An 11,716-nucleotide genomic window follows, 5' to 3' on the forward strand; every position below is an offset into this window, starting at 1 on the left:
ACACATCCTCTCATCGGCGCTCTTCCGAAGTAACGTGTTTAACAGACGATGGATTAGTCAGGCTTAGGGTTCCATCGTCGGAGGCCGAAACGATGCGGCTGCCATCGGGGGAAAAGGCGCACGCCTCCACCTCATATGTGTGGCCCTTGAGGGTGGCCAGTTCGGCTTTCTTAGTATCCCAAAGCTTCAGGGAGAAAAGCCCAGCCGAAACGATGCGGCTGCCATCGGGGGAAAAGGCGCACGCCACCACCTCCTTCGTGTGGCCCGCAAGGCTGGCCACTTCGGTCCCTGTCTGAGCATCCCAAAGCTTCAGTGTGCTCTCGAAGAGCCCGGAAGCCGAAACGATGCGGCTGCCATCGGGGGAAAAGGTGCAAGCCTTCACCTCACACGTATGGCCCGCAAGGGTCGCCAGTTCGGCTCCTGTCTTAGCATCCCAAAGCTTCAGGGTCGTATCGACGGACGCCGAAACGATGCGGATGCCATCGGGGGAAAAGGCGCACGCACGCACCGTATCTGTGTGGCCCCTGAGGGTGGCCAGTTCGGCTCCTGTCTTAGCATCCCAAAGCTTCAGGGTATCATCCCCGGAACCCGAAACGATGCTGCCGCCATCGGGGGAAAAGACGCACGCCGTCACCCACCCTGTGTGGCCCTTGAGGGTGCCCAGTTTCGCTCCTGTCTTAGCATCCCAAAGCTTCAGGCTCTTCCGGGAAGCCGAAACGATGCGACTGCCATCGGGGGAAAAGGCGCACGCGTTCACGCCCCCCCTTTCACCACGCTCTTTTTTTTGTGGCCTGCAAGGGTGGCCAGTTCGGCTCCTGTCTTGGCATCCCAAAGCTTCAGGGTATCATCCTTGGACGCCGAAACGATGCGGTTGCCATCGGGGGAAAAGGCGTAAGCCTCCACCGAATCCGTGTGACCCTTGAGGGTGGCCAGTTCGGCTCCCGTCTTAGCATCCCAAAGCTTCAGAGTGTTGTCCGAGGAAGCCGAAACGATGCGGCTGCCATCGGGGGAAAACGCGCAGGCGTCCACCCAAAACGTATGGCCCGCAAGGGTGGCCAGCTCGGCGCCTGTCTGAGCATCCCAAACCTTCAGGGTGTTGTCCCAGGAGGCCGAAACCACGCGGCTGCCATCGGGGGAAAAGGCGCACCCCACGACAAAACTTGTATGGCCCTCAAGGGTCATCAAGCAAGCCGAGCGTGATTGAGGCTTATTCACATACTGAAACCAGGGGCGAGTTTCAAGTCCCACTTCCATGCGGGCGTGCGCAGCGCGAGCAGGCGCCGTAGAGTCCGGCTCATTCGCCGCCTGTTGGAAAGTGAGCGCAGCCTTCCTGACCAGCTCGTGACTCTGGGCATGCACAAAGCGGGCAAAGTCATCCAGGCCGGATCGCGATTCAACCGGAACACCTTCCGCACTCAACGCGGATTCATAGTCTGCTCCCAGGTCGTAGGTCATCGCCGCCTGGCATTTCAACTCGATGAATTGCAGGTCACAAAGTATTCCAACCAGCGCCTCCCAGTTTCTTGCCCTCATTTGCTGGTGAGGGAGTTCATCGAGGGCGCGCGCATACGGCTCTCTCCACCGCTCGTTCAGGTAGTCCGCTATCGCGCTATGTGCAGCATCGCGACTGCTTTTCTCCGATAGATACCGTTTCCCAACTGCTTCCTTGAGCTGACCATGAAAGAAGTCGATCACGCCGGAACGTTCGAACAGATAGGCGCTCAGGGAACGGTAGAGGCGGCTCCATAACATGTCAGGTAGTTTGGGCGCCTCGGCGGCAGGTTCAATGCGCGGCGCATGAGCTTTGAGCAGCGTCTGTAACTCTTCCGCGGTCATACCGTGGCGCCCGCAAGCAATGTAAGACATGCAATCACCGACAAGCGCAGGATTGAAGTCGGATTCGATGCGTTCCAGCACCTGATCGAACAGAGCGGGCACGTTGTCGGGAAGCCTGTTGATTCTGCCGCCCAGCTCTTCGAACTTGCCGAAGACCCGCAGTTCTTCCAGTGCTACCAGAATGTACAGCGGATTTCCCTGTTCTACTTTTCGATAAAACTCCCGCTCCACGTCAGGGTTTGGAAACTCGTGACGGATTTCGCGCAAGTACGTCCCGGCCAACTCTCTTATCTCCGGAGCGGTGAGTCCCGTGACGGTCTCTTCCGGCGGCTTGATCCTTCGCTGCAGCATCGCGTCGCGCGCGTCGCCTTTCAGAGTGCTGATCACCACGCGCACGTTCTTAGGCAGCACCTGAGGAAGCCAGTGCATGGAGTGCGCGTGATCGGACTGCTCCAACTGGTTTACCGCATCGATGATGATCAACAGGTTTCGCTGCTCGCTCGCGCTTGTTAGCAGCTCGGGAAACAGCTTGAGTAATTCTTTGATATCCTCTGGCGCATCTTCAGTGACGCCGGTGGCGCGGTTTAGATGCGTGCACAACCTGCGCAGCATCTGGCGCAGACTCGTGGAAGAAGGGAATGCCCCGACAAAATGCCCGAGGATCAGCCAGTCCGGATGCAGGCGCAATGCTTCTTCGGTGAAGCGGGCCATCAAAGCGGACTTGCCGCAGCCGGGTTCTCCGATGATCACCAGCAACGATGGATTCTCATCGCCGTTGCAGAATCCGTGCATGCGGTCGAGCAGATCGCGGCGGCCAACGAAGCGACGCGTGCGGTCGGCCATGAACAACTCATGAAGCTCGGCTTCCTGCCCCAGCCAGTCTCTCTCTTCACTGGGCGCCTGCTCTGCCTCGGCTTCGATCCGCTCCCAAAGCGTGTTCAGAACAAGCTGCCCAAACGCCTCGATGCCGTCATATTCGGAATGTGGCAACTCTGCATCTACAATCTCCTTCTTCAGCGCATCGAGCTTGTCCCGATCATCCTGGTTCTGCTCGAAGAAGTCGATTGTCTTTGTGCCTGCAATCTGGCGAGAGAGAGCTTCGCTCCGGAAGAAGAAGAAGCTTCGGTCCTTCTGGTAGATCGAATAGCGCTCGAACACAGAGCGGATGATGTCTGCATCTTCCGGCGCTACATCTTCCTGCAGGAGATACTTGTGTCTATCCGTATCCCAGTTGTAGCAGCGGACCAGGCAGTCCTTCTGCTCGATCGAGAGAGTCTGTCCTTCGAGCTGAACTTCGAGTTGATCTGCGAGCTGATCTGCGAGGATCTTGCGCAGGTCCACTACCTGCTTCGGAATGCTCCCGTGCAATACTCCGTGATAGATTTCTTGTGCGGTGATGGAGTGGCGGTGACCTTCGGGAACAAAACCATAACGATGCCCCAGGATTCCGAGAAAGTAGGGGCGGCAACTATCGATCTCATCCAGACAAATGTCGAGCGCCTTTCCGTGTTCGGCATCGGCCTCGGTAACACCCCAGCGAAGATCCACGTCGACCAGTTGCACGTGTTTGGTTCGACATCTTTCTTTCAGTTCGGGAAACACCACGCGAACCAGATGATCGCGCTCAAGGTGCATATCCCGAAAGGTCGAGGAGATGAAAACCCGTACCGTCTTCCAACCTGCTGCCATTGAGCAACCTCTGTGATTCGACTCTATCGGTTCCCTGTGATCACGCTGATGTAGTCTACTCCGTGCTCATCGGCTTAGCATCCGTCGCAGCAAGCAGATAATACTAAGTGGGTTTTGTGCGACCTTCGGGTTGTGAGAGGATAGGCTCCTGCTGTGATTGCCAGGGGCGAGGAGAACTCAGATGAAACACGGTGATCCGTTGAAATCCGAACATCGCTCAGACTGGCAATGGCGTATCGGCCTGCTTGTTGCCGCGACCGCTTTTGGGTTTGGCGCTTTCGGGCTGTGGGAATACGAGAGCGCCGCGGAACACGGCGCCCACCCGGATGCCGTCTCGGTCTTCTACCATACGCTGCAGTTGTTCATTCTTCACGCGCCTCATCTGGAACACGCGGCGCCCTGGCAACTGCACGTCGGCCGAATGCTCGCCGCGGGGTTGTTCTTTGCAGCCGCCGGCAAGGCTTTCGTTAAAGTGTTTCGCGATGAACTCTTGCTGGTGCGACTGTGGTTGCCGTGGCGGCGGGGACACGTGGTTGTTTGCGGTCTTGGTGACCTGGGTCTGCGTTTGGCGCTCGATGGGCGGAAGCGGGGGCGGTTTGTTGTGGCCATCGAGAAGCATTCTGCTTCAGGCGCGTTGGAGCAAGCGCGCGCGTGCGGGGTGCTGGTAATAGAAGGGGATGCGCGCGACCCCGCGCAGTTGCGCCGGGCGCGAGTAGAGCGTGCTGAGTTTCTTGTTGCTGCTTGTCCGGACGATCACACCAACGTAGCCGTCGCCTCGATCGCCGGCCAGTTTGCGCAACGGGAGAAACTAGGAGCCCCGCTTGTTTGCCGCCTCTTGATTCGCGACCCTGAGCTTCGCGCGATCGTCAGCGACGAAGCCCTCTTCCCTCACACAGGACCGGGCTATCGAGTCAATTTCAGCGATCTCGACCTCGAGGCTACCGCGGCTAGACAGGCGTTGCGCCGGTATCCGCTCGACTTCGAGTCAATTCAGCAGGACGACCAGACCGCGGTTCATCTGGTGGTGATCGGCTTTGGCCAGATCGGCAAGAGCCTTGCGCTGCAAGCGGCACGCATAGGCCACTTTGCCAACGAAGTTGGGGGAGGCCACATGCAGCTTCGGATCACCGTTGCGGACACGGATCCGAGCGGCTGGAATGGCTTCGCGTCACGATACAAGAACCTGCAGAAGGTGTGCGCCGCGGATTTCTTTGTGCATAAGCTCGGCGATGCCGGCTTCATCAGCGCGCTTGCCGCTCTTAGTCCGGCGGCGGGCTCGCGCCTCGCATTGGTCACCTACGCTATCTGCATCGAAGGCGAAGAAGAAGACAATAATTGTGACCGAACCAACCTGCGGCTGGGGTTGGAACTGTCGAAGCTATTAGCCGGCCGTCCGGCGAGGGTGTTGATTCATCAGACTTCTTCTGGCGGCTTCGCCTCGTTGTTCCCGAACCAAGGTCGTGGCCGCGGACTGAGCAATAATATCCACGCATTCGGGATGGAAGAAGGCGTGTACACCTGGGACGTTCTGTTGCACGAAAGTGAAGATGACCTGGCGAAAGCCGTGCATGAAAACTATCAGGCCACGAGCGGCGAGGCAGGGGTGCCGCGTTGGGGGGAACTCCCGGAGCACTTTAAGGAATCCAACCGGCAGGCCGCGGACCATATTCCGATCAAGCTCCGGGCGCTTGGTTACGTCGACCGTCCCGTTGATGAACGCACCGAGCGAATCGGGCGCTTCGATGAAAAGCAGATGGAGCTGCTCGCTAAGATGGAACACGCTCGCTGGTGCGCCGAACGCTTTCTCGCTGGTTGGGAATACGGAAAGCCGACCGCGCGCGAACTCAAGATCAACGAAAGCCTCGTGCTCTGGAATGAGCTCAAAGAGAAGGACAGGAAGAAGGATTGGAACCAAATCAACGCGATTCCGGAGATTCTCCGCCTGGTGGGGCGGGGCATCTACCGAAAGGAAGATTGAGCGACTCGCATCGCCCGCGCGGGTGACCCACTGCCCCAGCCCGGATCAACGACTCTTACGTCGAGAGCACTAAACTCAACATTCGATGTTCTCAACGAACCGATCTCAACTCCGCAACTCAATCCGCTAGCCCGCGCGCCGTCGCCGTCCTCGCGAAATCGTAACATTCTCGTGCTGCTGTCTCGCGGCACGCTGCTCGCACCCACCTAGAAACGAACTACAAGAACTCAACGCTAGCTTGAAGGCAAGAGGCGCGATGACCAAGACGATGATTGGCAGTCGGGTAGATCATCGTCGCTTTCGCGACCGGCGTTCGGTTCAGAGTCAGCTAACGAGATGGCGGTGACCGATTGTGACTTGCTGCTATTGAAGATTGAGAAACCGGAACGAACGCTAGCTTTGCGCGCGGATAACCCGTGTGACTTTGAGACCGCGCACGCCGCCCGATTGTTGATGTGGTCTGATTTAAGAGAGCGGCTTATCGAGCGGATCGTTTCAACGTGCGAATCGAAAACCGCGGAGGTAGATGAAATGACAACCAGTCTCGGCAAATTGAGCCTGATCGCGCTTGCTTTCTGCGTTCTGAACGGTGTTACGAATGCGCAGACACAATCTCAGGCGCGAGCTTCGAGGTTCGAGGTAGCGACGTTCTTCGGAGCGATGATCGCCGGCAAACAAGTAGCGCGCAGAGTCAATGCAACGGGAGGCGAGCAACTGATAGCGAGACTGGATCACGGGGGTGCGCTCGGCTTGCGAGCCGGCGTACACAGCGAGCTGATTGGCTTGGAAGCTAATTTTCTCACCACCGGCAACGCCGTGGTGGTCAGGAATGAGTTTGGCGTGCTGTTTCCCCATCACGCTGAAACGCCTTTGCTTTACTCCGGCGAGGCGCTGCTTTATCCGCTTCGCAGGGCGGTCAGAGAGGGCAGGGTACGGCCTTATGTAACGAGCGGCATAGGAGGGATGTTGATATCCGCCGACCTCGACAACATCAACGATCAGGAACCACACCACCGTTTGATGTGGAATGCGGGAGGCGGAGTGAAACTGTTTGCCGGCAAAGCGCCGGCAGTTTTTGTCGACGTCCGATTCACAAATCATCGGTTGCTTGGCTCACGCGGAACGGGCGCGATTGATCTCCGCTCGATAGCCGTGGGAGTGGGTTATCGGTTCTGAGAGGGAGGCGCGCGCGAGAAAAGAGATATCAATTTCGCGCAAAGAAGCGAAGACGCTTAAGACGCAAAGGAAGGAAATGCAGGACAATATCTTTGAAGCCTTTCTAAAGCGCCAATACCAGGACGGCATCGCGCTGGCTGCATCGAGCGATCTTATCGAGATCTATCCGATGGCCGGCGATCCGCCGGACCGCTACATCGCCGAGTTTCGATGCAAGGGGCTGATGCGGTCCGAGGGTGGTGACGTGGTTGAAGCCGATCGTTTCGAGGTCGGCATCTGGTTTCCGTCCGACTACCTTCGGCGCGCCGAGCCGTTTCAAGTTCTGACCTGGCTGGGGCCGTTTGACGTGTTTCACCCGAACATCAGCGACAAGGCGCCCTTTATCTGCGTCGGCAAGCTGGCGCCGAACACGGCTCTTGTCGACATTTTGTATCAGTGCTTCGAGATCATCACCTACAACAAGGTGACGATGAGGGAGGACGACGCACTCAACAGAGAAGCCTGCGTGTGGGCGCGTGAGAATCAGCACAGGTTTCCGATCGATCGGCGCCCGCTCAAGCGGCGCGCGCTAGACCTGCAGGTCGAATATGTTGAGCCTGCAGGTCGAACAAGTTGAGAAGGTGGGATGAACGGGTGGCTTATCCGGCAAACAGACGAGACGGCAGAGTCCTTGAGTCGCTGAAGAAGTGCGCGGCCTCCGCCGAACAGAGCGGCGGCGGCCGCTGGAGTTTCGCGCTGGGGAACGGCAAGTCGTTCGCCGTTACCGCGCGAGCCGTCGACGAGTGGCTGCTTCTTGATCTGCCGCTGACCGATAGAATCGCGCGCGGCGAAATGTGGGACCTGCTTCGGATGAATGCGACCCTCGAAGGGCCGAGCAAGTTCGTGCTGATGCCGGACAACCGCTCCGTTCACCTCCGCGCGGACATACCCCTGTTCGAGGAAGAGTATGGCGAGACCGAGTGCGAGGGCGAGACGGACGACGACCCGGCGCGACGGGTCGAGACAGCGTGCGCGGGACTAAAAGCGGCGCTTCGGAGCTTTCGGGGCGAGGCGACGAACAAACGCGTGGTGAAATCAGGTCAGAGTGAGGGCGTGGATGAGAGCCGCGCTCAGGAGCTTCAGCGTTTGTGTGGCGAAGCCGGCTGGCCGTTCATCGAGCGCGCGGCGGGAAAGCTCGCGATTGATCTCGACGCTCGAGGAGGCTTCTATCAAGCGCTGGTTGAACAGCGTAGTTCCGGTGCTCACGTGTCGGTTGAGGTCGCGGTTTGCGACGCTCTTGCTGCGACGAGCCGTCAGGCGATCAGCACCTTGCTGCTCAAGACCGGAGGAGTTGTGAGGATGGCTCGCCCGTCGGTCGACGAACAGGAGAGCCGTGTCGCGGCGCGGTTCGAAGTTGCGTTTGTCGCCCCGCCGACCGCGATTGAATTGGCGCACGCGCTTTCGTCCCTGTCAGTCGCGTGTTCACTTTGCGGACGCGAGACGCAGGCTCTGAGGGATGAAACTATCGCCAACGACTATCTGGCAATCGCAGGTATTGCCGCGGGCCCTGCGGAAGTCAGAGAAGAAGCAATGCACTCCGCGGCTGATTGAGAAAGGGAGGTCAAAAACAATGGGAACGCCACAACAGTTGGGCATTGGGCTTCAGGTAAGCGACGTGTCAGGCCAGAAGCTGCACAATGTCAGCAACGTGCCGCCCGATGCAACGGTCGGAGAGTTGATACAGGGAATGCTGTCGCAGATGAATCTGCCGCAGAACGATGTAAGCGGGCGCCCGCTTACGTATCACGCGCTACTCGAGCGCGAGGGGCGCCACTTGCACGCATCCGAACGCGTCGGCGATGCAGTTCAAAATGGCGACAAGGTCGTTCTGCAGCCGAATATCGATGCCGGCTAGGAAAAGAAGGAGAATTGAAAAATGAAAATTGAAAATGGAAAAATGCAAATTGCACTCGAGCATCGGGTCCCACATCGATCTGGGATCCTCGATCCTCGATCTGCGATCTGCGATCTGAGATTAGCCATCAGCAATTTGCAATTTCAAATTTGCAATTTGCAATTTTCAATATCCTGTTTCCACGCTAAGAGGGGTCGTCATGCCGACTAATGGATATCGCTACGTCGTAGAGCTGTTTCGCGAGGATGACACGCCGCTCGGGCAGGCTTCCGTAAAAGTGGACTGGGGGCCTGCCGAGGAGTGGGCCAAGTTCGAAGCGCTGCGCCGAGGCGAAACCGGCTCGAATGAAACAGGCCGCGTCATCTCGATTCAGCCGCTCTGGCTGCGCGAAGCCGGAGAACCGTATCTCCAAGGGTTCCGCGTGGCCGTCATCGGAGGCGGCCGCGAAGTAGCCACAGATTTCTCGAGCAGCTACTTCAAAGGGATCGCGGCTCAGGCGTCGAGTCATTTCATTGAGAATGGACGACTCGAAACCGGCGCGCGCTTCCGATACCTGGCCGCTGCGTTTCGGGAGCAGAGTGAGCAGCCGAACGGCTCACGATTTCAGTTCACGACCGAAGAGGTCACGCGGCCGATCGCGATTAAGGATTCGTCGCTTGCCGAAGCCGTGGCCGGGTCTGTGCCCGGCGGTACGATGTGCGCGGGCGATGTGCCGGTCTTCGTGCCTCGATGTGTACTGGACGAAGCGGTCACTCTGAGCCGCGAAGCCGGGGCTAAGGAGACGGGTGGAATCCTGATCGGACATCTCCATAGGGATGCCGCGGTTCCGGATGTCTTCGTTGAAGTGACTGCTCAGATTCACGCGCGGCACACCGAAGCCAATTTGACCAGGCTGACGTTCACCGCCCAGACGTGGACCGAAGTTCAAGGTGCGATCGACCTTCGCCGAAAGGACGAGATCATGCTCGGCTGGTGGCACTCGCATCCGGTGCGCGAGTGGTGCAAGGACTGCTCGGCCGAGCGGCAACAGGTCTGCAAGATGGCCGGAGACTTTTTCAGCGCGCACGATCACGCGCTGCATCGCACGGTGTTCCCGAGCGCTTACAGCATCGCGCTGGTGGCGAACGACCTTCCGAATGGCGAGGTGACTTTCTCCGCCTTCGGATGGAGAGAAGGCTTGCTGGAGTCTCGCGGGTTTTATGTTGCTGGTACTCAACAACAGAGTGCCGTCACTTCGTAGAGAGCGAGGTCACGGAGAAGAATTGAAAATTGAAAATTGAAAATTGCAAAATGCAAATTTGAAAATGCAAATTGCAATCGAGCATCGGGTTCAACTTCGATCTGCGATCTACCGTCGGCAATTTTCAATTTTCAATTTTCAATTGTCTAGTTCACGAAGATGCCTTAACCGAAGGATGCCGAACAAGTTCAAGTGGAGACGAAAATGATGCGGTCGCGACAAGATGCTGACATAGAAACTTTGCTCAAGCAGCTTACCGCCGTTGGTGATGAAGCTCCTTCGATCGAGGAGAAGGTGCAACTCGCCCATTTGATTCGCGGGCAGTCGAGAGAAGCCGGACAGCAGGTCGATCATTTCCTGATAGACCAGGTGACGCGACTGCGGTCGGGCCTGGATGAAGCGCGAGTCACTCACGAGAAGCTTCAGTCGATGCTCGATGAACTGACGTCGCCGCCCTGGCATCCGGCGATCTTTCTCGGTCTCGCTCCCATGGAAAGCCGCGAGGCCGCAATGGTGATGTACGGCAACTCGCGCCGGGTTGTGACGATTTCTGATGATATAGACCACTATTCGCTGGCAGTAGGCGACGAGGTGCTGCTCGGCAACGAACTAAACGTCGTCGTCGGCAAGTCGCCCTACAACTTTTTTCAGAGTGGCGAGACTGCCAGGTTCGACCGCTACATGCCCGATCGACGGTTGGTGATCAAGCATCGAGACGACGAAGTCATCGTCGATGGCGCCGACTCGCTGGATCGCAACGAGCTGAAACCCGGCGATCTGGTTCGATGGGACCGGAGCGCGTGGATGGCGTTTGAACGCGTCGAGCGCTCGCAGGGAACCGAGCTCTTTCTCGAGGAGACTCCGCAAGAGAGCTTCGAGAACATCGGAGGGCTCGAACGCCAGATCGAGGGGCTTCAACGGTCGATTCAATTGCACCTCTACCATGCCGACACGGCGCAAAAGTATCAGCTTCGTCAGAAGGGCTCGGTGCTTCTGGTAGGACCGCCGGGTACCGGCAAGACGATGATGGCGCGCGCACTTGCGAACTGGCTCGGAACGATTTCGAAGTCGGGGCGCGCTCGCTTCATGAACATCAAGCCCGCGAGCCTTCACAGCATGTGGTACGCGCAGAGCGAGGCAAACTACCGCGAGGCGTTCCGCGTCGCGCGCGAGGCGGGAGACCAGGAACCGGAGGTGCCGGTAGTGATGTTCTTCGACGAGGTAGACTCGTTGGGCGCATCGCGTGGGCAGTCGTTAATGCGGGTTGACGATCGCGTGTTGACTGCGTTCATGACCGAGCTTGACGGGCTGGATTCGCGCGGAAACGTACTGGTGGTCGCGGCGACCAATCGCCGCGACGCGATCGACCCCGCGCTGTTGCGGCCGGGCAGGCTCGGCGATCTGGTGCTCGAAGTTCCGAGGCCGAATATGAAGGCCGCGCGGGAGATCTTACGCAAGCATCTACAATCCGGCATACCGTACGCGCTCGAGGGCTTTGCCGCAAACGCCGCGCGCCGCGAGATCATCGAGTCGGCTGTGTCGAGGATCTACTCGCCGAACGGCGACAGCGAGCTGCTGGCGATCACGTTTCGCGACGGCAAGCGCCGCACGGTACGGGCGAAGGAGCTGATCAGCGGCGCGAGCATTGCCAAGATTGCGCTGGCGGCAAAGGAGCGCGCATGCGTGGAGGAAATTGAAACCGGGCAGTCCGGTGTGGGACTGAAGCACGTGTTGTCGGCGATCGCTGACGAGCTGGAATGCCTTGCGGGGTCGCTGACGTCGGCGAACTGCCGCGATTACCTCACCGACTTGCCCCAGGACGTTGATGCGGTGCGAGTCGAACCGATTCGGCGCAAAGTGCCGCGACCGCACGCGTACTTGCACGTTGCGTGAGGGAGGGCGG

9 protein-coding genes are annotated in these 11,716 nt (G+C 58.5%); 7 read left to right on the forward strand and 2 right to left on the reverse strand.

The window, feature by feature from the left end; translation table 11 throughout:
- Positions 1-10 precede the first annotated feature (10 nt).
- Positions 11-757, reverse strand: a complete 747-nt coding sequence (locus AABO57_26230; protein ID MEK6289225.1) for a WD40 repeat domain-containing protein — start codon at positions 755-757, stop codon at positions 11-13.
- Positions 754-3,525 (reverse strand): DUF4062 domain-containing protein, encoded by a 2,772-nt coding sequence (locus tag AABO57_26235; protein ID MEK6289226.1) that lies wholly within the window; start codon positions 3,523-3,525, stop codon positions 754-756. The genes AABO57_26230 and AABO57_26235 overlap by 4 nt, the downstream gene beginning before the upstream one ends.
- A gap of 181 nt (positions 3,526-3,706) precedes the next feature.
- On the opposite strand from AABO57_26235, the gene AABO57_26240 reads away from it, so the two are divergent.
- The 7 genes from AABO57_26240 to AABO57_26270 all read left to right on the forward strand — a co-directional run bounded on the left by AABO57_26240 (position 3,707) and on the right by AABO57_26270 (position 11,706).
- Positions 3,707-5,503 carry an NAD-binding protein gene (locus AABO57_26240; protein ID MEK6289227.1) on the forward strand — a complete coding sequence of 599 codons (1,797 nt, stop codon included), beginning with the start codon at positions 3,707-3,709 and terminating at the stop codon, positions 5,501-5,503.
- 531 nt (positions 5,504-6,034) lie between these two features.
- Positions 6,035-6,679, forward strand: coding sequence for a hypothetical protein (locus AABO57_26245; protein ID MEK6289228.1), 645 nt, complete (start codon positions 6,035-6,037; stop codon positions 6,677-6,679).
- A gap of 76 nt (positions 6,680-6,755) precedes the next feature.
- Positions 6,756-7,295, forward strand: coding sequence for a hypothetical protein (locus AABO57_26250; GenBank protein MEK6289229.1), 540 nt, complete (start codon positions 6,756-6,758; stop codon positions 7,293-7,295).
- A 17-nt stretch (positions 7,296-7,312) separates the two neighbouring features.
- Entirely contained in the window at positions 7,313-8,269 is a 957-nt protein-coding gene (locus AABO57_26255; GenBank protein MEK6289230.1) for a hypothetical protein, read from the forward strand.
- A 19-nt stretch (positions 8,270-8,288) separates the two neighbouring features.
- Positions 8,289-8,573 carry a hypothetical protein gene (locus AABO57_26260; protein MEK6289231.1) on the forward strand — a complete coding sequence of 95 codons (285 nt, stop codon included), beginning with the start codon at positions 8,289-8,291 and terminating at the stop codon, positions 8,571-8,573.
- Between the two features lie 199 nt (positions 8,574-8,772).
- Positions 8,773-9,813, forward strand: a complete 1,041-nt coding sequence (locus AABO57_26265; protein ID MEK6289232.1) for a Mov34/MPN/PAD-1 family protein — start codon at positions 8,773-8,775, stop codon at positions 9,811-9,813.
- A 204-nt stretch (positions 9,814-10,017) separates the two neighbouring features.
- Positions 10,018-11,706 carry an AAA family ATPase gene (locus AABO57_26270; protein MEK6289233.1) on the forward strand — a complete coding sequence of 563 codons (1,689 nt, stop codon included), beginning with the start codon at positions 10,018-10,020 and terminating at the stop codon, positions 11,704-11,706.
- The last annotated feature ends 10 nt before the right edge of the window (positions 11,707-11,716 follow it).

This window comes from Acidobacteriota bacterium (assembly GCA_038040445.1).
GTDB classification, from domain to species: Bacteria; Acidobacteriota; Blastocatellia; order UBA7656; family UBA7656; genus Onstottus_A; species Onstottus_A frigus.

Excerpts from the sequence above, each read along its gene's own strand:
- AABO57_26270 (MEK6289233.1), top strand. The coding sequence starts at position 10,018 with ATGATGCGGTCGCGACAAGATGCTGACATAGAAACTTTGCTCAAGCAG.
- AABO57_26240 (MEK6289227.1), top strand. The coding sequence starts at position 3,707 with ATGAAACACGGTGATCCGTTGAAATCCGAACATCGCTCAGACTGGCAA.
- AABO57_26250 (MEK6289229.1), top strand. The coding sequence starts at position 6,756 with ATGCAGGACAATATCTTTGAAGCCTTTCTAAAGCGCCAATACCAGGAC.
- AABO57_26260 (MEK6289231.1), top strand. The coding sequence starts at position 8,289 with ATGGGAACGCCACAACAGTTGGGCATTGGGCTTCAGGTAAGCGACGTG.
- AABO57_26265 (MEK6289232.1), top strand. The coding sequence starts at position 8,773 with ATGCCGACTAATGGATATCGCTACGTCGTAGAGCTGTTTCGCGAGGAT.
- AABO57_26235 (MEK6289226.1), bottom strand. The coding sequence starts at position 3,525 with ATGGCAGCAGGTTGGAAGACGGTACGGGTTTTCATCTCCTCGACCTTT.
- AABO57_26245 (MEK6289228.1), top strand. The coding sequence starts at position 6,035 with ATGACAACCAGTCTCGGCAAATTGAGCCTGATCGCGCTTGCTTTCTGC.